Origin of the sequence: Bacillus cereus group sp. BceL220 (assembly GCF_051776965.1) — a bacterium.
GTDB classification, from domain to species: domain Bacteria; phylum Bacillota; class Bacilli; order Bacillales; family Bacillaceae_G; genus Bacillus_A; species Bacillus_A cereus.
In genome coordinates this window covers 293,770-318,078 of record NZ_JBPWBC010000001.1, presented here as the reverse complement: position 1 = coordinate 318,078, position 24,309 = coordinate 293,770, and the positions used below count along the sequence as shown (strand labels likewise).

Below are 24,309 nucleotides of genomic sequence, written 5' to 3'. Positions count from 1 at the left end.
CCATAAAGAATATTATAGTCAAATTTGACTATAAGGCAAATTTTTTCTTCCGTCAAAATATTCTTTCATATGAGTAGAGAACGAGTGAGCGATACGAATATTGCTATAAAGGAAATGAAGTAAATTGTAAAAAAATTTCATAAAGAACACCTTCTGTTAATAGATGAAAAATGGTTTTTTCTTCATATTGTCGAATAGGATAAAAGGAAGAGAAATATTAAACATTACTTGTAGCAAGCTTTAGTAAGTTGGGGAATTCATTGTGTGTATGGTACATCTGAAATGAGGTGAATATATATTATGAAAATATGGGGACGAATTTCGGATACAGGAAAGTATTCAATACCGCTACAACCAGTATTGTGGATTGACGGATCGAAAAAGGAAAATGAATTTCCTCAAGTAGCCGTTACATTGCAAATTGGTAGTATGTATACAGAACAATTTTCGTATGAATTGACCTACGATGTAAACGACATACTTATTATGCGAATTGAAGTGGAAAATAAAGGGGTAGAAATGATTTCGAGAGTTGTTATAAGTCATATGATTCGAGATTACTTTGCTTATATTCCTAATTCTTTAAAAGTTGATAAGGGGATAAGTGAGTTTTTATTCCAGCTTGTAAGGTGGCGAATTGATGATTTGTTACCGAATGAAAAGGTGGAACTACGTTGCAAAATAAAAGCTAATAAAGATAAAGCTCTTAAACAAGCATTCTTTCAGGCTACATATACATTTCAAGATAAAGAGATATCATATGGTCCACTGCAAACAAATGAAGTTGTTGTGCGTCAATGAAAAAAAGGAACCTGTACAAAAGGTTCCTTTTTTTAGTGAAGGTTGTGTTTTTTGAGTATTTTCTTTTGCTCTATTCCTTTTTTTCCTACATAGTTATTTTTGTAGCCAAAGTATAGAATAAATAAAAATGAAACAACATTAACAATAGCGTCGATTTGATCGTTTGTAATAAAGTGTATGCCGAAAGAGGTAAATAATAATTTTAATGATAATAGAAAACCAGCTAGTAAACGCATAGCATCTGATAGATTTTCTTTTTGTAGCATATAGATTACTCCTTTCTATAAAAGTTATATATTATATATATGAAATAGAGTAGGAAAGGTATACAAGCTTAAGCAGAAATGTACATTGCATATGTACATTTTTTATTTTGTAGAAAAACATTATTGATATAGAAACATATATTGGTATAAAAGGGGGAGAAGTATGAAACATAAAGGGAAAATTAGTGGATTATTACTTGGAAATACAGTGGCAGTTACAGAATGGATTGCACTTCAGGATGTAATTGCAAAACTGGATTCACGATCATTTTATACCGTCTTTATTATTTATATATTGCAAATGATACTAAGTTATTATTTTGGACATTGGTACGATAAAAGAGCGAACAAGCGTATGAATGTGGAAGTAGGAGGAATGGCAAGCAACGATTTTGTTGTTGATTTTTTTGGGAAAGTAGCCGCTTTATCTGAAAGAGATTCCCGTAATATTACGGTTTACATTCTTTCTGTAAAAGAATGGGAAGGATTAAAAGACACGTTGCAAGAAAAAAAATTGGGAGTGTTAGTACAAAAATTAGAGAGTACCATTGTAAAGACAATTCGGAAGGGAGATGTTGTTACAAAGTGGGATGAAAATAAGTATGTTATTGTAGCAATTGATAATGGTCATGAGACATCAACAATAACAAACAGATTAATGAAAAATATTGAAAGTGAAATAGAAGGTGATTTACTCAGTGTCACTCTTTTATTTGGAGCAGCTAGCTATCCAGTAGAAGGGAAAACGTTTGAAGAACTGTTGAGAAAGTCGCAAAATCAATTGTATCAGTATAGAAATTTGCAAGAAAATGAGTGAAGCTTTGATTTGAAGATATATGATAGGAAGAAGTTTTATTTGTAACATTTTTTTGACTTTTATTACAAAAAACGTTGCGTTTGTAATAAAAGTCTTTAAAAATATATGAAATAAGCATATAATTATGATGGTAGTGCCAATACAATTTGCACAATGTGTTTTATTTTAAAAGTGTAGAGGAAAGCAAGCTCTACACTTTTCCTTTTTAGGAAATGAAAAGAATATTTGTAAGTTGTTGCGAGATATCGATTGTACTGTGTAAAATGAACAAAGAGATTATTTGATAGAAAGCTGGAAAGGGAATGGTAGACGTGAGAGCGGAACGATCACCTTTTATCAGGTGAACTATTATAGTCTTATTAAGACTGAGGTGAAATTCTGTGGCCATTAAGGTAATACATAGTGTGAACAGGTTTTAAAAAACACGAAAAACTATACTTAAAGATGGATATGGAACTGCTAAATACGTCAAAAAGAATAATGTAATATTAGGTAATAATTCGTACAAACAATATTAATGATCTTCGTAAAAAAGATGCGAGTGTATAGAACAATTACATATTTTATAACTTTTTTATATTACACGATGGTCGTTTATAAATAGGAGGAAGAGATGTTGAAATATAGTAAATTAGCAATTATAACTGCATTATCAATGACTTTATTAGCCGGTTGTTTTGGACCGAAACCAGAAGAAGAATTATATGTAGCGTTTGAAAACGCTGCTAAACAAGAAAAAACAATGTTTGAAGATGCAAAAAAACTTGAGGCTTTAGAGAAAGAAGGACAAGAATTATATAACCAGATTGTGCAAGAAGGAAAAGATAATAATCAAACTGTTAAAGAAAAATTGAATCAAGCAGCAAAGAATACAACTGAACGAGAAAAAGTACTTACAAAAGAAAAAGAGGCTTTAAATAAAGCGCAAGAAGAAGTGAAGTCAGCTGATAAGTATGTGAAGAAAATTGAAGATAATAAGTTGAAAGATCAAGCTGATAAAGTGAAAAGCACCTATGAGAAACGACACGATTCATTTAATAAAATGTATGACAGCTATAATAAATCTTTAAAACAAGAAAAAGAGTTATACACAATGTTACAAGATAAAGGTACTAAATTAAAAGATATTAGTGAAAAAGTAAAAGTAGTAAATCAATCTTATAAGGATATTGAGTCAGAAAAAGATAAATTTAATGAATTCACAAAGTCTTATAATACAGAAAAAGTAGCTTTTTATAAACAAGCAAATATTAAAATTAAAGAAGAGAAAAAATAAAACAGTTTGGCCTACACTTGGCCAAACTGTTTTATTTTTTTGTATAAGTACGACTATACCATGGAACAGGTTCACTTAATTTTTTTTCTTGTTTCAATGCTTCAGGACCAATATAATCTTGAAGTGTTTTTTTTGCTACTGTTAAAGATAAGGTTGTTTTCGGATTTCGATAGGAGGATTCAAGATGACCAAGATGCGGTAGAATTCGAAAATCTTCTTTCGTAGGAGGGATGTGGAAAAAATAATCGCCTAAACGTATAAGGACATCAGATTGTTGTTGGCTAAAACGTGGGTTTCTAGAAAAATGTAATCCTTCTTTAATTGCTTTTTTTTCAGCAATCAAACGTTCTAAAGCTGTCTTTTTTAACCAGTATAAATATTTAGGATTAGTAGCTGCTTTAGCATGACGATTCACAACGAAAATAGATTGAGCTAGTCGATTAATAGAATGTTGGTTTTGTAATTGAGATTGTGGTTGTGAAGGTTTCATATTGAATCTCCTTTCAATTTTTCATTATTATACCATAAATAAAAGAGGTTTTTATTATATGCAAAAAGTGATTGTATATATTTTCAATATTAAAGCAATATTGTTACAAAAAACAACTATTTTGTATAATAGTAATAGAATATGTTTTTGAAATTTGATAATGAAAGAGTGAGAAGTTTGAAAGAAATATTAAAACAACAGTATGCCATTATAGATATTGGATCTAATACAATGCGTTTAGTTATTTATGAAAAGAAAAATGGAGGTTTTTATAAAGAGATTGAAAATACAAAAGTGGTTGCTAGGTTAAGGAATTACTTAATTGATGGTGTGTTGAATGAAGAGGGAATAGAAGTATTATTACAGACATTATTTCAATTTCAAGAAAGTACAAGGTTCCATCAGTTGCATCATGTACTTTGTGTTGCAACAGCAACAATTAGACAGTCTGAGAATCAAGAGGAAATTAAAAAGCTTGTTGAAGGACAAACGGATTTTACTCTTAGAGTATTATCAGAATATGAGGAAGCGCGTTACGGATACTTGGCGGTTATGAATTCTACATCGTTTCCAGAAGGAATAACGGTAGATATTGGTGGGGGAAGTACGGAAGTTACATACTTTAGAAATAGAGAGATTTTAGAGTACCATAGTTTTCCTTTTGGGGCACTTTCTTTAAAGCAACAATTTATTAAAGGCGATATTCCTACTACAGATGAGTTAGAGGGAATGCAACAGTATTTAGAGTTTCAATTTCGAACGTTACCATGGTTAATCAATAAGAAATTGCCTCTTATTGCAATTGGTGGTAGTGCGAGGAACTTAGTAAAAATCCATCAAAATTTAATATGTTATCCTATAGCAGGATTACATTTATACAAGATGAAAGAAGAAGATATTGAAAATGTAAAAGATGAATTGGAAAAATTGTCGTTCATAGAACTTCAGAAATTGGAAGGCTTGGCAAAAGATCGAGCGGATACGATAATTCCAGCGGTTGAAGTATTTCATACACTTGTTAATGTTATAGAGGCACCGGCCTTTGTATTAAGTAGAAAAGGATTAAGAGAAGGTGTTTTCTATGAAGAGTTGACAAAAGATTTGGGGATTTCATATTATCCGAACGTAGTTGAAGAAAGTTTGCATTTACTATCACATGAATACGAAATGGATATGGAATTTGTTATTCAACTTATTAAACATGGAAGACTAATTTGCAAACAACTTGAGGAAATAGGGCTTATTTCTATGTCAGTAAAAGACTGGGAAGTGTTCCATCAAGCAGCGAAAGTATTTAATATAGGCAAATATATAGACGAAGAAGCGAGCCGTTTACATACGTTTTATTTATTAGCGAATAAGACAATTGATGGCATGATGCATAAAGATAGAGTGAGGTTAGCACTTATTGCATCTTATAAATCAAAAATGCTATTTAAACAATATTTATCTCCATTTGAAGGTTGGTTTGATAAAAGTGAACAAAAAAAAATCCGCCTATTAGGAGCTGTTTTACAATTTTCAGCTGCTTTAAATGTAAGGCAACGATCGCTTGTTGATACCATATCTATAACAGAAAGCGAAGAGGGATTAACGTTTAAAGTTTTATGTGAACAGTCAGCCTTAGCAGAAAAAGTGCAAGCTGAAAAACAAAAAAAACAGTTAGAAAGAGTATTAAAAACGAATATTAATTTATTATTTAAACTAAAACATTAGGTTGTACGGATGTCTTTACGAAAAATTTACACTTTGTAATATTGTAATTTGATAAAATGAAATTAACTAAATTATAGTAAAAAAGTTTCAAGGGGAAGTGTGAAGAGAATGGAATTATCGAAGGGGAATGCAGTAGATTTAAATGATACAGCTTATTACAATAATCGAGAGTTAAGCTGGCTAGCATTTAATGAACGTGTACTACAAGAAGCGCAAGATGGAAATAATCCACTTTTGGAAAGATTGAAATTCATTAGTATTTTTAGTTCGAATTTAGATGAATTCTTTATGGTACGTGTAGCGGGATTGAAGGATCAAGTGAGTGCTGGATTTAATCAGCCAGAAAATAAAGCTGGCTTAACACCAAAAAAGCAATTAAATAAAATTGCGATAAAAGCCCATGCACTAATGACAGTACAATATGATACATTTAAAAATTATATATTACCAGCGCTTGAATTAGAGGGAATTGGACGTTTAACATTCAATGATTTGACGAAAGAGCAGCGAGAATTTATAGAAGAGTATTTTGATGAGCAAATTTTTCCGGTGTTAACTCCTGTAGCTATTGATGCATATCGCCCATTTCCAATGTTATTAAACAAAAGTTTGAATTTAGCTACTCTTTTATATGATGAGAAGCAAGCGGAAGAAGAAAACAGGACGAAGTTAGGAATTGTACAAGTTCCTTCATTACTTGAGCGCTTTATAATTTTACCGAGCGAAGGGCAAAAGCATAAATTTATTTTATTAGAAGACGTAATTAGTAGCTTTACTCATAAATTATTTACGGGATATACAGTATCATCTGTTACTCGTTTCCGTATTACACGCAATGCAGATTTAACGATTCATGAAGAAGGTGCGAGAGATTTATTAAAGGTAATTGAAAAAGAATTAAAAAAGCGTAAGTGGGGGGCTGCTGTTCGTTTAGAAGTTGGGAAAGAACACATTGATGAAAGAGTATTAGCGTTATTATATGAGGTTCTGGAAGTAAAAGATGAAGATGTATATATAATGGATGGTCCATTAGATTTAACATGTTTGTTTTCTTTATATAAAAAACTAGCTCCTTTATATGAACATCTTGTATATCCGGCTCTTATTCCGCAACCGCCTCAAGATTTAGGTGATGAAGAAGATGTATTTGAAAAAGCAATTGAGCATGATATTTTATTACATCATCCTTTTGAATCCTTTCAGCCGGTAGTTGATTTTGTCCGTGATGCGGCAGACGATCCGAATGTACTTGCGATTAAACAAACGTTATATCGTGTAAGTGGTGATTCACCGATTATTCAGGCGTTAAAGATAGCGGCTGAAAAGGGAAAACAAGTGACGGTATTAGTTGAATTAAAGGCAAGGTTTGATGAAGAAAACAATGTTCATTGGGCTAAAGAATTGGAACAGGCGGGCTGTCATGTTATTTACGGTGTAAGTCACTTGAAAACACATAGTAAAATTACGTTAGTTGTAAGAAGAAAAAACGGAAAAATTGAAAGGTTCGTACATCTCGGAACTGGAAACTATAATGATGCAACAGCGAAGTTATATACTGATTTTGGGTATATTACATCAAGAAAAGACTTTGGGGTTGATGCAACCAATTTCTTTAATTATTTAAGTGGTTATACAACAAAGCCACATTTTCATCATTTATCGGTTGCTCCATTTGATATAAGAGAGCAATTTATGGATTTAATAGATGAAGAAATCCGTTATCATAGGCAATATGGAAATGGATACATTATCGCTAAGATGAATTCATTAACAGATAAACCATTAATTAAAAAAATGTACGAAGCATCACAAGCTGGAGTAAAGGTAGAGCTCATTGTTCGAGGAACATGTTGTCTAAGACCTGGTATTCCAAATGTAAGTGAAAATATTCGTGTAGTTAGTGTTGTTGGAAGATATTTAGAACATAGCCGTATTTATTATTTCCATCATAATGGGGAGGAGAAAATATATTTATCTTCAGCTGATTTGATGACGCGAAATATGGAGAAGCGAGTGGAAATATCTTTCCCGATATTAGATATTGAAATGAAGGCACGAATTAAGGCGATTTTACAGCTTACATTAGCTGATAATGTGAAAACACGTGAACAAAATAAAGATGGTGATTACTATTATGTTATTAATGGTAGTACAGAAGAAATTGATAGCCAAGTGAAGTTGTTTAAGATGGCGTATCAAAATACAGACGCTGAATAATGAAAAAAAGTAAAAACCTCTTATGTCCCATAAGAGGTTTTTACTTTTTTCTACTCATATGCTCCAAAAATGGAAGGATGAGTAGAAACAATAGTTTTATTATAAGCGTGTAATGAGATGGCTCGTTGAGAGAATAATATTTGAAAGAATCGTTATTTTAACCTAGTAATAGTATGGTTGCTGACATGGTCCACCGTAACAAGGATAAGGTGCTGGCGGCGGGAAAGGTGGTGGATAAGGTGGATAAAATGGTCGAGGGCCGAAAGCTAATGCTCCGCCGAGCAATCCACCAGCAATTCCAGCTAGAAAGGGAACGCCAAAAAACGGAAAGAAGCGTGAGTCGCCTACTGGACCAATAGGTGCTGAACGGACTGGGATTGGTTGATAATATGGATACATGAACATACCTCCTTTATTGGACTCACTTTCATCATATGGTAAATGAAACATGGATGAGCGCGTACAAGAAAGGATATGCAAGAAAATAGGCGAATTATTACGAATGTTGAAGTATAAAAAGTGTAATTTCAGGTTTTGACATAAAACGGAATGGGACACGTGTTCTTCCGAGGCCTCGATTGACATAGAGAGTTAAATCCTGAATTGTATAGAAGCCTTCAATATAGTCTTTGGCGAGTGATGGTGTAATAATAGGTCCTAAAAAAGGAATTTGTACTTGTCCGCCGTGACTATGACCAGAAAGTTGCAAGTTGATTGGATATTTAGAAACTTTGGGCGCGATATCTGGTTCGTGAACAAGAACAATGTTATAAGTACTTTGCCGTGCATGCTCTAATGTTTTCTCTATTTTTGGTCTGCCTAGTAGTATATCATCGAGACCGAAAATAGAAATTTCACTATTATCCATTAAACGAATTCTTTTTTCACTATTTAGCAATAGTTCAAATCCAGATTCACGCATGATGTGCTCATAGTATTCAGTTCCATATCCACCGTGATCATGGTTACCATAAATAGCGAATTTACCGAAGGGCGCTTGTATATTTTTTAAAATGGATGCAACGAAAGGAGTGTCAGTATACGTTTGATAATTATCAATGAGATCTCCGGTAAAAAGGACAATATCTGGATTTACAGCATTAATTTTAGAAACAACTTTAGATAAATGTTGAAGCGAGAAATAGTATCCGAGATGTAAATCGCTGAATTGAAGAATTTTTATACCATGAAAACTTTTTGGGATGAGTTGTGATTTTAATGTGTGCTGTGTAAAAGAAATGAAATGGGGCTCTATATATTTAGCATAGTAGTATCCGATGCTACTGGTTATAAATGAATAGAGACAAGTACGCATACCAATTTTTAAAAAATTTCTTCTTGTAATGTGCTTCATAAAAATATGAGTATACCTCAATGTTTTTATTCCATTTATAGGCTACTCAAATCTCCTTTCAGTTTATTTAAAATATACTTTACATAATAAAAAAGTAGTATAGATTACGAAAAAAAATGAATAAAAAGAAAGTTCTTTACGTTAAAATATCAGAAAAGTTTAAAAATATAAAGATTTCTATTAAATAAAGTGATAAAATGAATGTGTATTCATTTTTTGGAGGGGATGTATGTGAAAGAAAAGGTAGTTATTATAACAGGTGGATCGAGTGGAATGGGAAAAGGAATGGCGACTCGTTTTGCAAAAGAAGGGGCACGAGTTGTTATTACCGGACGTACAAAGGAAAAACTAGAGGAAACAAAGTTGGAAATTGAACAATTTCCAGGGCAAGTATTACCTGTACAAATGGATGTAAGAAATACGGATGACATTCAGAAAATGATTGAACAGATTGATGAGAAGTTTGGTAGAATTGATGTTTTAATAAATAATGCAGCTGGAAACTTTATTTGTCCAGCAGAAGATTTATCTGTGAATGGCTGGAATTCAGTCATTAATATTGTGTTAAACGGTACGTTTTACTGTAGTCATGCTGTCGGAAAATATTGGATTGAAAAAGGTATAAAAGGGAATATCATTAACATGGTAGCAACGTATGCATGGGATGCAGGTCCAGGAGTGATTCATTCGGCTGCAGCGAAGGCAGGGGTATTAGCGATGACGAAGACGCTCGCTGTTGAGTGGGGGCGTAAATATGGAATACGAGTTAACGCTATCGCGCCAGGACCAATTGAACGTACGGGCGGTGCTGATAAATTATGGATTTCAGAAGAAATGGCTAAGCGTACGATACAAAGTGTTCCGCTTGGAAGGCTGGGTACGCCAGAAGAAATCGCTGGTCTAGCTTATTATTTATGCTCAGATGAAGCGGCGTACATAAATGGAACTTGCATGACAATGGATGGAGGACAACATTTACATCAATATCCATTTTAAAAGGGATAAAAAATGAATGTTTGATTCATTTTTTATGGTTAAATGTGACGGAATTGTGACATATGAAAGAAAAGTGTTTACAAGAGGTCATATATACGTTATATTTAAGACCTCTTTTTTCTTCATAGTAGAATTGCTAATTCCCCTTAGCATTTTACCCCTCTAATCCCTTCAGGAAAACTGAAGGGATTTTTTATTATTTTTCCGTAAATATCATGTTATAATTTTTGAAAAGTAAAGGGAGGGAAGCACGTTGATAGATGCATTAGATGTAATGAGTAACTTGGATAAAGTCCTTCCTTATTATCAAGCTATTTTTAGTGCTGATGAGCATACTGTAATTGGATATGAAGTAGTAGGACGTATTCAAACAGAAGAGGGCATACAAAGTTTAGCTTCTTTCTTTCACGATGATTCGATTCCAAGTGAATTTCAACTGGAAGCGGATAATATTATAGTAGAAAAAGCTTTAAATCGTTATTTAGAAAGCGATCAAAAATTATTATTATTTATACATCGGAATGCTAATGTATTAATGAATGATGATGATGAAAGCTTGCTTCAACTTTTATTGAGGTATGAAGAACAAGGTTTAAATTTAAAACAAATTGTTTTAGAGATTACAGAGCATGAATGTAAAGAAGATATAGAGCAATTTAATCATTTGCTTATGTATTATCGTACATATGGTATTCAAATTTCGATTAATAAGGTCGGAACGGGCACAAGTAATTTAGAGCGTATTAGCGTGTTAGCACCTGATATTTTAAAAGTAGATTTAACGAACTTAAGGCAAACAGCACTTTTACAATCTTATCAAGATATTTTATATTCTTTATCATTACTTGCTAGAAGAATTGGTGCAACTTTGTTATATGAAGAAATAGATGCTTTTTATCAACTGCAATATGCTTGGAAGAACGGCGGAAGATATTATCAAGGTAATTATTTGAAAGAATGTTTACCTGATTTTATTGAAACGAATGTTTTGAAAGAGCGACTTGGTAATGAATGTCATCAGTTTATTCAACATGAAAAGAAGAAGTTACAAAAAATTTATAATTTAACAGAGATGTTACGCGATCGCATTGGCGATGTTTTATCAAAACAAAAAAAGAATGAAGATATCAATGATTGGTTATTACAATTTAGTCAAAGTGTATCACAGTATAGTTTTCGCATATTTATTTGTAATGAAGATGGTTTCCAACAATCAGGAAATGTTATGAAAAAAGATGGAGAATGGATTGTGATGCCGGATTATTATATGAAGAACTGGAGTTGGCGCCCGTATTTTCTTGAGAATATCATGAAAATGCGTTTTGAGAATAAGGCAAGGCTTTCAGATTTATATGCAGATATCGAAACGGGCGAAATGGTACGAACATTTTCTTTCCCAATAGATGATGACAACTTTTTATTTATAGATTTATCATATGAATATTTATATGAAGAAGATGTTTTATTTTAATGCACGAAGAGATTCGTGCATTTTTTGTTTGTTTTTATCATAAATTGGTAATAGTGAAAATGGTGATGAAAATGCTGTCTATCGTTGTAAAGATTTTACGAACGAAATCTGTCCTTTCTTTGCATAATCATTGTTACAATGAATACTACAAAGACAAGTTCTTTTAAAAGGAAGGTGAAAAAATGAGGAAATATGGAATATGGCTTGTTCTATTTGTATGTGTTGCCTTTCTAGTTGGTTATAGTGTTACGACTGTTTTAGGGAAAGAGGAAGTGGAAGTGGATCGGAAAGAAGTATTTACAACGATACAAAAAGGCTATGAAACCCAGTTTTCAATTCGTGGGAAGCATTTGCCGATGAATAAGATGATAGAGACGTTATCACCGTATTTTACAGATAATTTCCTTCAAGTATTTACAGATGAAAATAGCAGAAGTGATAAACAAAGTGGTGAATATTTACTTCCGGCAAAAGAAGCGCCGTTTTCTTTTAATTCAGAAACGAAAATGTCGTATGATCAAGAGCATAAAAATTTATATGTATATGAGCGGACAAAAAGTGGACAATATCAAATTGTAACATTGAAAAGGGATCAAGATAAATGGAAGTTAGCAGGATATCATGAAAGTCAGGAACTTTTAACTGAAATAAAAAGGTTGCAACAATTATAAAGTGAAACTTTTAATTAGTGGGTGGGAGTTTTACTACCTACAAATAGCGGGATAAGAATAGGAATAGGTATTTACCTATTCCTATTCTATATTGAGTAGTTGTTGTAACTTTTCAATTTGAAAACCTGCAACTACTTCGCTATCAATTACGACTGTTGGAGTTGAATAAGAATCATAGTCGTATAAAAGACGATTGCGAGCAGCAGCGTCTTTTTTTACGTCAAATTCTTCATATGCAACGTTATTATGCTTCAAAAATTCTTTTACAATAACACATGGCGGACAATCGGGTTGTGTATAAACCTCAATTTTTTTCATTGTAATTCCTCCTTTTTTCTGTTTTTTATTATATTCTTCCAGTATAAAAACCGCAATAATGAAGGAGAAATATGTTCTTTCTGTTTTTTCCTTCGCATTTCGACAAATTTTTAGTTGAGTTTCTGGCCAATAACCTTTATCCTAGAGTGTGGAACATTTTTTCTGTTATGACGGATAGAATGAGTATAGCTGTAAAACCTATTGGTAGGAAGATCAGAGAAAGGAGAGATTTCATGTCTCTACTCCAAGGAATTTTAACTCGACTTGTTAGTCTACAAGAACAAGCTGAAAGCGGTGAAGTAGCACAACGCTATTTTGAAGTGAACGGTGAGCGCAAATGTAGCGTGAAATTTTTCGATAAAAGTGAAATGTATGAGTTAGAAGTGTATCAACAAGGTGAAAAACCTCAAGTATATCAATTCGATAATATCGACATGGTTGCAATTGAGATTTACGATATCATTTCTTGATACATATAAAAAAGGTACTGCCACATGGCAGTACCTTTTTTAGTTCTATTACTTTCTAGCATAATGTATAGAAGTTTTTTATTTTTCCTACAATGGTATTAAAATGAAAATTTAATCCGTGCAAGTTTGCTTATCCATGTGGATAAGTAGTCCCGTCAACCGGGTGAATATGTGAAGCTAAACTTCTCACTATCGCTGGGTTTTGCAAATAGCGGGAGAAATATAACTAGGAGGTTATCGTATGGAACGTTTACCAGTTGTGATTTGTCCTAATTGTCAAAGTTCTGCTGAGATTATTCATGTATTAACGGCTCAATCTAATCAAAATGTAATTTATACGTGCCAAGTTTGTCACTTTGTAATTCGAAATATTGAAACGAATAAAGGATAGGAAGTTATAATTTTAGTTTTTGTCCCATACAATGAGAATACGAAAAGTCTGTCTAATTGAAAGGACGTGACTCTGTGGACGGTGCACATAAATTTTACAATGTTTCAGAGAGACATTTAAATTTTGATATGGTCTTTAACCGTATTTGTAGTTTCATTGAAAAGGATCCGCGAAATTTGTATCGATTATCCATTGGGACAGACTCGCAAGCGCATCAAAAGGATACGAGGTTTATTACAGCAATCCATATTCATCGTGTTGGAAAAGGTGCCTGGGGTTGTTTACACCATAGATCAGTAAAAGATAAGCCAGCGACCTTACGTGAGAAAATATATTTAGAAACGCAGTTTAGTCAAGAAATCGCATGTCTATTTACGCCTACGCATATACAAACAATATGGGAGTTATTGCATCCTTATGCTCAAGATGGGGCTGGATTCATAATGGAAATTCATTTAGACATTGGGAATGATGGCTTAACAAAAGAATTTATTTTAGATATGACAGAAAAAATTCGAGCGATGGGATTAACTGCAAAAATTAAGCCGGATGCTTATGCGGCGTTTAGTTATGCAAATCGATATACGAAATAATTTTTTTGTATGTGTACGATTGCTACATATCTTTTAGTAAAAACTGAATATTACATCTATTAAATAGGTTGAATTTTTTATATAATAAGAGTAACGATGCGAGTGTAAGGAGAGGGGTATATGCAAAGGGAAGTTGTTTTAACGAAGGAAGAAGAAAGTTTACTACTAGATATTTTATTTCAGCAAAATTACGCAAGTGAAATTTTAGCTGTGGAACTTACAGATATTGAGAATGGTTTGAAACAGACAGATGTGATGCAATATAAAAAAATCACAAGGTTATTTTACAGATTAAAAAATAAAGGGTATTAAGCGCTACCGGAATGGTAGTCTTTTTTTTGTGCTGTATGCTAAAATAGCTGTGTGATTGTATTTTTATTGAAATAAATTTAGGACAAAATAATAATATGAAAACGCTGTCATAAAATGTGAATAGAGTTGTGAACATAAGCAGGAAAAAGGGAAAATGGGGGATGTAATATGATTAGTATTCCGAAAGACGAATTTCAACAAATTCTTGTGAAGGATTTAATGATTTCATCGGAAAAAGTAGCTCATGTCCAAATTGGAAATGGTTTAGAACATGCTTTACTCGTTCTTGTGAAATCTGGATATTCGGCGATACCTGTCTTAGATCCAATGTATAAATTACATGGTTTGATTAGTACGGCCATGATATTAGATGGTATGTTAGGATTAGAGCGTATTGAGTTTGAAAGACTTGATGATATGAAAGTAGAGCAGGTGATGAAGGAAGATATACCTTTTCTTAAATTAGAAGATTCATTTGCAAAAGCTTTAGAAATGACAATTGATCATCCTTTTATTTGCGCTGTTAATGAAGAAGGCTATTTTGAGGGGATTTTAACACGTCGGGCTATTTTAAAATTGTTGAATAAGAAAGTAAGGCAACATAATCGATAACGTGAGAAAAGTGACTTCATAGAAACGAAGAAGTCACTTTTTTTTCGTGCATATCACTTGTGTATGTATTATATTAAAAAAGACATAAAACATAAGGGAAGTTTGCGCTGAAAAATTGTATTTTCTGAATGAAAGCTTAATGGAATAAGGTGTATGGAAGCTAAGGAAAGAGGGAGAAAGTTGCAAATTGATGATTTTCAAATGATGGTTGTGTTAGCTCAGGAATCAAATATGAGAAAAGCGGCGGAACGTTTATTTGTTTCACAACCTGCGCTGAGTCAACGATTACAATCTATGGAGAAACAATGGGGAATGAAGTTTTTTATTCGCTCACAAAAAGGATTGACAATTACACCTGAAGGGGAAAAAGTTGCAAATTATGCCAAAGAAATGTTGCAAAAGGAAGAGGATATAAAAAGTGAGCTAGCTGTTTTTAGAACGGAAACTCATGGAACTTTAAAAATAGCTGTTGCATCAGTTATTGGTCAATATTGGCTCCCTCCTGTTTTGAAAAAGTTTGTGCATAAATATCCTTCTGTAAAGATATCGCTGTTTACTGGATGGAGTAGTGAAGTGCAAAAGCAGTTTTATGAAGGAGACGTTCATGTTGCTATACTGAGGGGAACACAAGAATATAAAGGTCAAAAGCAACAATTATTTGAAGATGAACTGTATTTAGTTGATAAAGAAATAAAAGATATTTCGATGCTAAAAGAAACAAATAGACCGTTCATTCAATTTAAAAGTGACTCAACTTATTATGGACAAATACAAAATTGGTGGTATGGTTTATTTTCTAATCCGCCTAAGCGAACGATTGTAGTTGACCAAATTGAAACATGCAAACAACTTGTTTTAAATGGTATAGGTTACGCCCTTTTACCTTCTACTGTTTTAAAGGAAGTACAGGAAAATATGTATAAAACACCTGTTCAACTGACGAGAGAAACATGGTTGTTAACAAGTGACTCGGCAAGGCAGTTGAAGCAAGTACAAGCATTTTTAGAAATTATAGAAGAAATTCAAAGGGAAAAATAAGATTATTATCTTGCTACTCGCTCTTTCGTTTGGTAGAGTAACATTATAAATGGATTTAGGAGGCAACAAGAATGAAAATGATGGACGCTAACGAAATTATTTCGTTTATTCAAAAAAGTGAAAAGAAAACTCCTGTAAAGGTATACATAAAAGGGGATTTAAAAGAAGTAACATTCCCTGAAACAGTACAAGCATTTGTGAATAAAAAATCAGGTGTATTATTCGGAGAATGGTCTGAAATTAAGACAATTCTTGATGAGAATAATAAGCACATCGTTGACTACGTTGTAGAAAACGATCGTCGTAATTCTGCAATTCCAATGCTTGATTTAAAAGGTATTAAAGCTCGCATCGAGCCAGGTGCTATTATTCGTGACCATGTTGAAATTGGTGACAACGCTGTAATTATGATGAATGCAACAATTAACATTGGTGCTGTAATTGGTGAAGGTTCTATGATCGACATGAACGCAGTACTTGGTGGACGTGCAACAGTCGGTAAAAACTGTCACGTAGGTGCAGGTGCTGTACTTGCAGGTGTTATTGAGCCACCTTCTGCAAAACCAGTTATCGTTGAAGATGATGTAGTAATCGGTGCAAACGTAGTTGTTTTAGAGGGTGTTACAGTTGGTAAAGGTGCAGTTGTAGCAGCAGGAGCTGTTGTAACAGAAGATGTGCCTCCATACACAGTTGTTGCAGGTACTCCAGCACGTGTAATTAAAGAAATTGATGAGAAGACAAAAGCAAAAACAGAAATTAAACAAGAGCTTCGTCAATTAAACCCAGAGAAATAAAAAGTAAAAAAAGCGTAAGAGCGTAAATGGGCTCTTACGCTTTTTATAGATAGAGGTGCAAAAATGACAGTAAGCAAATTTGTCCAAATTCGTAGAGATCTACATAGAATTCCAGAAATTGGATTTAAGGAATGGAAAACACAACAGTATATTTTAGATTATATAGGAACACTTTCTCTTGAATTTGTGGAAGTGAAGACATGGAAAACGGGTGTAATCGTTAAAGTAAATGGAAAAAATCCAGAAAAAATAATAGGTTATCGTGCAGATATAGATGGTCTGCCAATTACAGAGGAAACTGGATATGAGTTTGCTTCTATTCATGAAGGAATGATGCATGCATGTGGCCACGATGTACATACAACAATCGGTTTAGGCCTTCTAACGAAAGCTGTGAGCGAAAGAATAGATGATGACCTTGTATTTCTATTCCAGCCAGCAGAAGAAGGACCAGGCGGTGCTCTTCCTATGTTAGAAAGTGAAGAGTTAAAAGAATGGAAACCAAATATAATTCTTGGTCTTCATATTGCACCAGAATACGCTGTAGGGACAATTGCAACGAAAGAAGGACTGTTATTTGCTAATACTTCAGAATTATATATTGATTTAAAAGGGAAAGGTGGCCATGCTGCCTATCCGCATACTGCAAATGATATGATTGTTGCAGCGAGTCATCTTGTTACACAGCTTCAATCCGTTGTTAGTCGCAATGTAAATCCTCTTGATAGTGCAGTAATTACAATCGGGAAAATTACAGGTGGTACGGTTCAAAATATTATTGCAGAAAAATCTCGTTTAGAAGGAACGATTCGAACATTATCAGTGGAATCAATGAAGCGTGTGAAAAGCAGAATTGAGGCAATTGTTGCAGGTATCGAAGCTTCTTTCCAGTGTGAGGCGATTATAGATTACGGAGCAATGTATCATCAAGTATATAACCATGAAGAGTTAACAAGAGAGTTTATGCAATTTGTACATAAACAAACAGATATGAATGTTATTACATGTACTGAGGCAATGACAGGTGAAGATTTTGGTTATATGCTTCGAGAAATCCCTGGATTTATGTTTTGGCTTGGAGTAAATTCAGAATATGGTTTACATCATGCAAAATTAAAACCAGACGAAGAAGTGATTGAAAAGGCAATTACATTTTTAGGCCAATATGTAAAGTGGAAAGGGAATAGAAAATAAAACTTCCGCTTTATTGAAGGTTCCAAAAAACTTTTTGTTATGAGGTGTAAGTAACGCTCGTATAGAGTGATTTTAGACATTTACATACAAATGAAAGAATAAAGTTAATTGGACTGTTTTAATAATGAGCAGGGGGTTTTTAGCCACTGCTCATTATTAATTATTTGACTAACTTATATATGTTTACTTTTAGTATGAAAAGTGTGTAAAATCAATGTGAAACATAGAAAAAAGGGTGGGGAATTACGTGCAAATTAGCAGTGCGATTTTATGTTTCGTCTTATATGCGTATGTTATTATTGCGGCGGTTTATTTTGGGATAAGTTTTTATGCCTATCGTTTAGTAGATAATAATGAATATGACGAAACATACAAATGGGTGAAGAGATATTTATCACCTGTACTAGAAATTATGAATGGGTTTGTGCTCTTTTTATTTATTGGATTAATTGCTTTCTCAACGAGTTTAGTAGGGAATAAAACTACGTTATTTGTATTGGGTATCATTATTTTTATGTTGTTAGGAATAAGGATTGGTAATACGGTCTTTTGGAATGAAAGAAAAGTAGATGGTTGGACGGGAATGTTAATTCCATGCATGTTAGCTGCAATCGTGACAAATATAGAACATGAATATTATCAATTACATTTTTGGCTTATTATCGTTTTAACAATTCTTTCTGTTTTGTATATAAGCACAGTAGTACTAACATATATTGCACATGAAAAAGGTGATGTTAAAGGCACTCGTTTCTTTAGAGGACGGGCATTATTTTGGAGTGTGCCGACGATGGCAGTTATCGCGCTTATTGCGATATTAGTAAATGGATATCAATTTTCTAGTTGGCAACTATTTTTAGAAAATTGGTGGATCTTTATCTTTTCGTTTATTGCTTTTTTAGGTGCAACGCATTATTTATTCCATCAACATCATTACATATGGGCGTTGTTATTTGCATTCATACAGCTTCTATTTGCCTTTTTTGGTCAAGAAACATTATTATTCGTTTTTGAAACATTTAGTTCGTTTGGAAATATATTTGTATTTGCTATGTTACTTGTTGGTATCGCTTTTTACTTGCAACAATATTTTTATATACAAAAACAAAAATAAGAGCTAATTACAGTTTTTGTGACGCATATAAAGTGTGTTACACTGAAAATAAATAGTACTTGAAGTTATTGGAGGAATTCCTGTGGGTGAGAAAGAAAAAGAATTTGCTGTCATTGGACTTGGTCGCTTTGGTGGAAGTATTTGCCGAGAACTAGCTCAATTAGGTATGGAAGTAATGGCAATCGACTCAGATGAGGATAAAATTAATGAATTTGCAAATATAGCTTCGCATGCTGTAATTGCAGATTCAACAGATGAGATGGTATTAAAAAGCCTTGGTATTCGAAATTTTGATCACGTAGTCGTTGCTATTGGAGATAATTTAAATTCAAGTATTCTAACTACTTTGATTTTGAAAGAATTGGGTGTAAAAAATATTACTGTAAAAGCTCAAAATGATTATCATGAAAAAGTGTTAAGTAAAATAGGTGCAGATCATATTGTGCATCCAGAACGTGATATGGGGAAAAGGATTGCTAATAATATTGCATCAAGCAATGTTTTAGACTACCTTGAGCTTTCAGATGAGCATAGTATTGTAGAGATTATTGCGAATAAAAAAATTGATGGGCACTCTTTAATTGAATTAGATATTCGTGCGAAGTTTGGATTGAATATTGTAGCAATTAAACGAGGTAAAGAAGTTATCGTATCTCCTCGGGCTACGGAGAATATTCAAGCAGGAGATATATTAATTGTCATTGGTCATGACGATGAAGTGGATCGATTTAAACACTTTTTAAGATAAGAGAAAAGAAAAGGACAATGCCTTCATAGCATTGTCCTTTTTCTTATATTTCCATAATGATTGGTAAAATCATTGGACGGCGTTTCGTTTTCTCATATAGGAATGGAGCTAATGTGTCTGTAATTTCATTTTTAATTTCAGACCATTGTGTTGTTTTACGCTCCATTACTTTTTCTAAATGAGTTGTAATTAATGTTTGTGCATCATTGATTAAATCGCTGCTTTCACGCATGTAAACGAAACCGCGTGAGATGATATCAGGTCCTGCTGCAACTTTAAATTCTTTCATATCAATGCTTACAACTACAATTACAAGTCCTTCTTCAGAAAGGATACGACGATCTCGTAATACGATATTGCCGATATCCCCAATACCGTTTCCATCAATGTAGACCGAACCAGATGGGATTTTTCCAGCTACGCTAGCTTCATCAGAACGTAAAGCAAGAACATCGCCATTATCCATAATGAAGCAATTTTCTTCAGGGATACCACAATCATTTGCTATGTTCATGTGCATACGCTGCATACGATATTCACCATGAATTGGCATGAAGTACTTCGGTTTAATTAGACGTAACATTAACTTTTGTTCTTCTTGTCCACCGTGTCCACTTGTATGGATATTTGAAAGTTTCCCGTGAATTACATCAGCGCCAGCGCGGTACAACATGTTAATTGTACGACTTACGCTAATTGTATTTCCTGGAATTGGTGAAGAAGAGAAAACAACTGTATCTCCAGGAATAATTTGAATTTGGCGGTGTGTACCGTTTGCAATACGTGAAAGTGCTGCCATCGGTTCACCTTGACTACCTGTACATAAAATAACAACTTTATTAGCTGGTAAGCGGTTTAGTTGAGATGCATCTATGAATGTATCTTTCGGGCAACGAATATAACCAAGGTTTTGTCCGATTTCAATCGCTGCTTCCATACTTCGACCAAACACAGCTACTTTACGGTTGTTTTCAACAGCAGCTTCAATAACTTGTTGTAAGCGGTGAATATTTGATGCAAAGGTTGCGAATATAATCCGTCCGTCTACTTTACGGAAAATGTCTTGAATGCTATCACCAACGCGACGCTCAGACATAGTAAAGTTTGGAACTTCACTGTTCGTACTATCAGATAATAGACATAGCACGCCATCTTTACCGATTTCAGCCATTTTTGTTAAATCAGCTGGTTCACCAACTGGTGTGAAATCAAATTTGAAATCACCTGTATGAACAACTTGACCTTGAGGTGTTTTCACAACAACGCCGTACGAATCTGGAATACTGTGAGTTGTACGGAAGAAGGATACAGACGTTTTTTTGAATTTAATAACGTCATCTTCTTGAATTTCGTAAAGTTTTGCTTTACGAAGTAAGCCGTGTTCTTCTAATTTGTTTTTGATGAGTGCAATTGCTAATTTTCCGCCGTAAATCGGGATGTTCACTTGACGTAATAGGTAAGGGATTCCGCCGATATGATCTTCGTGACCATGTGTAATGAATAACCCTTTAATTTTATCTTCGTTTCGCACAAAATAAGTGTAGTCTGGTATTACATAATCGATTCCGAGAAGTTCGTCCTCTGGAAATTTAATTCCAGCATCAATTATAATAATTTCATCTTGAAATTGAACAGCGTATGTATTTTTACCGATTTCACCAAGCCCACCGAGAGCAAATACAGCAACTTGGTCGTTTTTTAGAAATTTCATATCGCTATACGATTTCCGCTAATGTTAAATCAGCGTTTTCTTTTTCATATTCAAGATGAGCGCCAGTAACAGACTGAACAAACTCGATATTATATGCGAACTTATTTAATTTTGTACGAACATCCTTTTCAGACGTAGCCTCTAAATATAAAACTTTTGTATTTTCACGTACTGGAACCTCAGTTAATTTTTCTTGATAAAATACTTTAAAAATCATTTGGAAAACCTCTCCTTGTCTATGTTTTGCATTATCTGTTACTTATTATAAAGCAAACAGTCACGATTTTCATGTTTTTTCGAATGAGAATGAAGAAAAAGCCCGAAATGGGCACAATTTAAGCGATTGTCTTTTTACGGACTAGACCGTTTAAATAACGCTTGAGCTTTTTCTTCAGCTTCTTCAGCATGATTACTCCTTCCTTTCCTTATTTTAAACATGCATATTACTAGTGAAAATTCTATCTCTGATATAAGAGATAGGACAAAAGTGAATGGTGAGTCTTGTCCTTTCCCATACAGTGAAAGTTATTCTATAGTAACGATTAGTAGCCGTTAGTTATAGGTATAGTATGAGGAAGAATGGAAAAGAAAATTCATCCGAACAAGTATCCACATGTTTTACTAATATATATATGCAAAGTTTACAAATAAGGTCAGAAAGGGAACGCTTTCTTCACAGATGTTTAATATGTTATACTTTTTTTTAGAATTTGAAAAGTGATATTCAAAATAGGAATATAGAGTGCCAGAAAGGATTTTGACAAATGAATGATAAAATTGTCTTTTTTGATATTGATGGAACATTATTAGATCATGATAAAAAAATTCCACAATCTACACGAGATGCAGTAAAACAGTTACAAGAAAAAGGTGTACATGTAGCAATTGCGACAGGGCGCGCGCCATTTATGTTCGAAGATATTCGTAAGGAACTTGATATACATAATTATGTTAGTTTTAATGGACAATACGTTGTCTTTGAAGATGAGATAATATTTAATAATCCGTTACATCCAGATGCTTTACATAAGTTTACTCAGTTTGCAAAACAAGAAGGATATCCACTTGTATATCTTGACCATCAAGATATGAGAGCATCAGTGGAATATCATGATTATGTGAAAGAAGGCTTTGGAAGCTTAAACTTTGAGCATCCACCATATGAGCCTAATTTTTATGAGGAACGTAATATTTATCAAACACTACTTTTTTGTGAAGTAAATGAAGAGGAAAAGTTTATTAATCATTATCCAGATTTTCATTTTATTCGTTGGCATGCATATTCAATGGATATCATTCCGAATGGTGGTTCTAAGGCAAAAGGAATTGAGAAATACATTGAAAAGTTAGGTTTTAATCGTGATCAAGTGTATGCATTTGGAGATGGTTTAAATGATTTAGAAATGATCGAAGCCGTTGGCACAGGTATTGTGATGGGAAATGGCCATGAAGACTTGAAAAAACTTGCAAATCATGTGACAAAGGATGTTAGTGAAGACGGTATATATCATGGACTAAAGTGGGCTGGATTGCTATAAGTGAATATGGAACCCATTTCATAATAAAGAGGCGGAAGATTAACTTCCGCCTCTTTATTATTATCGCTCTAGAGGTTTGGAATCATCAGGAGCGGCAAAAGGATTTTCTTTATTGATATGGTCATAGAACATAACGCCATTTAAATGGTCAATCTCGTGTTGGAATACGATTGCTGGTAAACCTTTTAAACGCAATTTTACTTCTTCGCCGTTAATAGAAGTTGCTTTTACTGTAATTCTTGTATAACGAGGAACATAACCAGGTACTTCGCGGTCTACAGATAGACAGCCTTCACCACCCTGTAAATATGTACGTTCAACAGAATGGCTAATGATTTTTGGATTGAATAATGCATGGCTATATAATGTACCATCCGCATCGGTTACATGAACTGCAATCATTTTTTTTGAAACACCGATTTGCGGAGCCGCTAATCCGATTCCAGGGCGTAAACTATATTTTTCAGCCATTTCAGGATCTTGGCTATTTATTACGAATTCAATCATTTCTTTTAAGGTAGTTGTATCTTCTTCGCTTGCCGGTAATGACACCTCTTCTGCAACGTTGCGCAAAATAGGATCTCCTTCGCGAATAACATCTTTCATTGTAAGCATATGTAATCTCTCCTTTCCTCTTTAGTCTACCAAAGGAGATGGAAAAAGTCATCGGCAAGAAAGGGTAGGCATTTTGGAAATCGTTCTATTATAGAGTAGTTATGTATGTGATAAACAGAAAAAGACGGCAAAGCCGTCTTTTTCTTTCCATAGTTGTTTCGTTTTACATTAGCGAATGCAAGCAGCACCAACGATAATTAAAAGAATAAACAACACAACGATTAAGGCGAAGCCGCGTCCAGACCCGCCACAAGAACCGCCATAACCGTAGGAAGGATATGAACAAGTTGGATAACAATATGAGTATCCGTACATGAGATGACCTCCTTTATCATTTCCCGCTAATACTGCGGTTACTATAATGTATGGAAGAGAGGGTGGAAATGTATAGGTATTTACCTAAAAAAGGAAGAGTAGTTTGTATATTTTTGTTACGAAGAGAGAAAAACTAAAGAGAATTAAATCGTTTACATATTATTCTAAGAGAAAAAATAAGTGAAAAAGGGAATAATATAACAGTAGGTCAATGCTTACTAATACAGATGTAAAAAATAAAAACACGTTTGTGTAGTAGAAACCTGCATATTATTTATAAAAAAACGTATTCAAAGTAATTGACATCGTAATTAGAATAGTTGTAAACTAAAAAACGTGATCAAGATTGTATTAATATGTTTCTGAAAAAACATTAGTACAGATTGTTAGGTACACAAAATTATTCTCAACCGACAGACAAACATGTTGGTTTACATCGTTGCGCTTTTTAAACTGGAAAATAGCCAGTGA

General features: G+C 33.5%; 28 protein-coding genes. 19 read left to right on the top strand and 9 right to left on the bottom strand.

From position 1 onward, the window contains the following. Window positions 1-300: 300 nt before the first annotated feature. Entirely contained in the window at window positions 301-801 is a 501-nt protein-coding gene (locus ACS2FK_RS01600; RefSeq protein ID WP_063548523.1) for a hypothetical protein, read from the top strand. Window positions 802-833: 32 nt separating this feature from the next. On the opposite strand, the gene ACS2FK_RS01595 is transcribed toward ACS2FK_RS01600, so the two are convergent. Further along, window positions 834-1,067 (bottom strand): SPP1 phage holin family protein, encoded by a 234-nt coding sequence (locus ACS2FK_RS01595; protein WP_000939446.1) that lies wholly within the window; start codon window positions 1,065-1,067, stop codon window positions 834-836. Window positions 1,068-1,230: 163 nt separating this feature from the next. Here ACS2FK_RS01595 and ACS2FK_RS01590 point away from each other — a divergent pair, with 163 nt between their 5' ends. Then, window positions 1,231-1,884 (top strand): diguanylate cyclase domain-containing protein, encoded by a 654-nt coding sequence (locus ACS2FK_RS01590; protein ID WP_053563727.1) that lies wholly within the window; start codon window positions 1,231-1,233, stop codon window positions 1,882-1,884. A gap of 613 nt (window positions 1,885-2,497) precedes the next feature. Beyond that, a complete protein-coding gene (locus tag ACS2FK_RS01585; RefSeq protein ID WP_000922465.1) occupies window positions 2,498-3,160 on the top strand; it encodes a YkyA family protein in 663 nt (220 codons plus the stop codon). Window positions 3,161-3,191: 31 nt separating this feature from the next. On the opposite strand, the gene ACS2FK_RS01580 is transcribed toward ACS2FK_RS01585, so the two are convergent. After that, window positions 3,192-3,650, bottom strand: coding sequence for a YkyB family protein (locus tag ACS2FK_RS01580; RefSeq protein WP_000804864.1), 459 nt, complete (start codon window positions 3,648-3,650; stop codon window positions 3,192-3,194). A gap of 141 nt (window positions 3,651-3,791) precedes the next feature. Between ACS2FK_RS01580 and ACS2FK_RS01575 the strand changes: the two genes are divergently transcribed. Then, complete coding sequence (locus tag ACS2FK_RS01575; protein ID WP_063548521.1) at window positions 3,792-5,366, top strand: Ppx/GppA family phosphatase; 1,575 nt, start codon at window positions 3,792-3,794, stop codon at window positions 5,364-5,366. A 108-nt stretch (window positions 5,367-5,474) separates the two neighbouring features. Continuing rightward, window positions 5,475-7,583, top strand: a complete 2,109-nt coding sequence (locus ACS2FK_RS01570) for a polyphosphate kinase (RefSeq protein WP_063548519.1) — start codon at window positions 5,475-5,477, stop codon at window positions 7,581-7,583. A gap of 162 nt (window positions 7,584-7,745) precedes the next feature. Here the strand turns inward: ACS2FK_RS01570 and ACS2FK_RS01565 are convergent, their stop codons facing one another. Both ACS2FK_RS01565 and ACS2FK_RS01560 read right to left on the bottom strand, forming a co-directional pair. Further along, entirely contained in the window at window positions 7,746-7,982 is a 237-nt protein-coding gene (locus tag ACS2FK_RS01565) for a hypothetical protein (protein ID WP_000283738.1), read from the bottom strand. A 97-nt stretch (window positions 7,983-8,079) separates the two neighbouring features. Next, window positions 8,080-8,937, bottom strand: coding sequence for a metallophosphoesterase (locus ACS2FK_RS01560; RefSeq protein WP_063549364.1), 858 nt, complete (start codon window positions 8,935-8,937; stop codon window positions 8,080-8,082). 231 nt (window positions 8,938-9,168) lie between these two features. On the opposite strand from ACS2FK_RS01560, the gene fadH reads away from it, so the two are divergent. The 3 genes from fadH (at window position 9,169) to ACS2FK_RS01545 (ending at window position 12,075) form a co-directional block, all read left to right on the top strand. Then, window positions 9,169-9,933, top strand: coding sequence for a 2,4-dienoyl-CoA reductase (gene fadH / locus ACS2FK_RS01555; RefSeq protein WP_000660913.1), 765 nt, complete (start codon window positions 9,169-9,171; stop codon window positions 9,931-9,933). A 253-nt stretch (window positions 9,934-10,186) separates the two neighbouring features. Further along, window positions 10,187-11,404: an EAL domain-containing protein gene (locus ACS2FK_RS01550; RefSeq protein ID WP_000564307.1), complete on the top strand. Its 1,218-nt coding sequence runs from the start codon at window positions 10,187-10,189 to the stop codon at window positions 11,402-11,404. Window positions 11,405-11,586: 182 nt separating this feature from the next. Then, entirely contained in the window at window positions 11,587-12,075 is a 489-nt protein-coding gene (locus ACS2FK_RS01545) for a DUF3993 domain-containing protein (protein WP_001233805.1), read from the top strand. A gap of 81 nt (window positions 12,076-12,156) precedes the next feature. Here ACS2FK_RS01545 and ACS2FK_RS01540 read toward each other — a convergent pair whose 3' ends face one another. Beyond that, the gene (locus ACS2FK_RS01540; RefSeq protein ID WP_063548517.1) at window positions 12,157-12,393 is read right to left on the bottom strand and encodes a glutaredoxin family protein; all 237 of its coding nucleotides are present in this window, start codon (window positions 12,391-12,393) and stop codon (window positions 12,157-12,159) included. Between the two features lie 233 nt (window positions 12,394-12,626). Between ACS2FK_RS01540 and ACS2FK_RS01535 the strand changes: the two genes are divergently transcribed. The 10 genes from ACS2FK_RS01535 (at window position 12,627) to ACS2FK_RS01490 (ending at window position 19,659) form a co-directional block, all read left to right on the top strand. After that, the gene (locus ACS2FK_RS01535) at window positions 12,627-12,863 is read left to right on the top strand and encodes a YkuJ family protein (RefSeq protein WP_000055151.1); all 237 of its coding nucleotides are present in this window, start codon (window positions 12,627-12,629) and stop codon (window positions 12,861-12,863) included. A 241-nt stretch (window positions 12,864-13,104) separates the two neighbouring features. Further along, the gene (locus ACS2FK_RS01530; RefSeq protein WP_000440540.1) at window positions 13,105-13,254 is read left to right on the top strand and encodes a hypothetical protein; all 150 of its coding nucleotides are present in this window, start codon (window positions 13,105-13,107) and stop codon (window positions 13,252-13,254) included. Between the two features lie 74 nt (window positions 13,255-13,328). Then, complete coding sequence (locus tag ACS2FK_RS01525) at window positions 13,329-13,847, top strand: ribonuclease H-like YkuK family protein (RefSeq protein ID WP_000348489.1); 519 nt, start codon at window positions 13,329-13,331, stop codon at window positions 13,845-13,847. A 120-nt stretch (window positions 13,848-13,967) separates the two neighbouring features. Further along, window positions 13,968-14,159, top strand: a complete 192-nt coding sequence (abbA, locus tag ACS2FK_RS01520) for an antirepressor AbbA (protein WP_001188692.1) — start codon at window positions 13,968-13,970, stop codon at window positions 14,157-14,159. 168 nt (window positions 14,160-14,327) lie between these two features. Continuing rightward, the gene (gene cbpB, locus ACS2FK_RS01515) at window positions 14,328-14,771 is read left to right on the top strand and encodes a cyclic-di-AMP-binding protein CbpB (RefSeq protein ID WP_000623573.1); all 444 of its coding nucleotides are present in this window, start codon (window positions 14,328-14,330) and stop codon (window positions 14,769-14,771) included. 153 nt (window positions 14,772-14,924) lie between these two features. Continuing rightward, window positions 14,925-15,809 (top strand): LysR family transcriptional regulator, encoded by an 885-nt coding sequence (locus tag ACS2FK_RS01510; protein WP_002094125.1) that lies wholly within the window; start codon window positions 14,925-14,927, stop codon window positions 15,807-15,809. Window positions 15,810-15,880: 71 nt separating this feature from the next. Continuing rightward, complete coding sequence (gene dapD, locus ACS2FK_RS01505) at window positions 15,881-16,603, top strand: 2,3,4,5-tetrahydropyridine-2,6-dicarboxylate N-acetyltransferase (protein WP_000783241.1); 723 nt, start codon at window positions 15,881-15,883, stop codon at window positions 16,601-16,603. A gap of 63 nt (window positions 16,604-16,666) precedes the next feature. Then, complete coding sequence (locus tag ACS2FK_RS01500; protein ID WP_000218678.1) at window positions 16,667-17,797, top strand: N-acetyldiaminopimelate deacetylase; 1,131 nt, start codon at window positions 16,667-16,669, stop codon at window positions 17,795-17,797. A gap of 247 nt (window positions 17,798-18,044) precedes the next feature. Next, entirely contained in the window at window positions 18,045-18,911 is an 867-nt protein-coding gene (locus ACS2FK_RS01495) for a hypothetical protein (RefSeq protein ID WP_001167322.1), read from the top strand. Between the two features lie 82 nt (window positions 18,912-18,993). After that, complete coding sequence (locus tag ACS2FK_RS01490; RefSeq protein WP_000504032.1) at window positions 18,994-19,659, top strand: potassium channel family protein; 666 nt, start codon at window positions 18,994-18,996, stop codon at window positions 19,657-19,659. A gap of 43 nt (window positions 19,660-19,702) precedes the next feature. Here the strand turns inward: ACS2FK_RS01490 and rnjA are convergent, their stop codons facing one another. Together rnjA and ACS2FK_RS01480 are read right to left on the bottom strand one after the other, a co-directional pair. After that, complete coding sequence (gene rnjA, locus ACS2FK_RS01485; RefSeq protein WP_000670375.1) at window positions 19,703-21,370, bottom strand: ribonuclease J1; 1,668 nt, start codon at window positions 21,368-21,370, stop codon at window positions 19,703-19,705. A 4-nt stretch (window positions 21,371-21,374) separates the two neighbouring features. After that, a complete protein-coding gene (locus ACS2FK_RS01480) occupies window positions 21,375-21,587 on the bottom strand; it encodes a DNA-dependent RNA polymerase subunit epsilon (RefSeq protein ID WP_000576435.1) in 213 nt (70 codons plus the stop codon). Window positions 21,588-22,134: 547 nt separating this feature from the next. Here ACS2FK_RS01480 and ACS2FK_RS01475 point away from each other — a divergent pair. After that, window positions 22,135-22,908 (top strand): Cof-type HAD-IIB family hydrolase, encoded by a 774-nt coding sequence (locus ACS2FK_RS01475; protein WP_000998265.1) that lies wholly within the window; start codon window positions 22,135-22,137, stop codon window positions 22,906-22,908. A 60-nt stretch (window positions 22,909-22,968) separates the two neighbouring features. Here the strand turns inward: ACS2FK_RS01475 and def are convergent, their stop codons facing one another. Together def and ACS2FK_RS01465 are read right to left on the bottom strand one after the other, a co-directional pair. After that, window positions 22,969-23,523 carry a peptide deformylase gene (gene def / locus ACS2FK_RS01470; protein WP_000957048.1) on the bottom strand — a complete coding sequence of 185 codons (555 nt, stop codon included), beginning with the start codon at window positions 23,521-23,523 and terminating at the stop codon, window positions 22,969-22,971. A gap of 168 nt (window positions 23,524-23,691) precedes the next feature. Beyond that, complete coding sequence (locus tag ACS2FK_RS01465; RefSeq protein ID WP_000274562.1) at window positions 23,692-23,838, bottom strand: YjcZ family sporulation protein; 147 nt, start codon at window positions 23,836-23,838, stop codon at window positions 23,692-23,694. Window positions 23,839-24,309 lie beyond the last annotated feature (471 nt).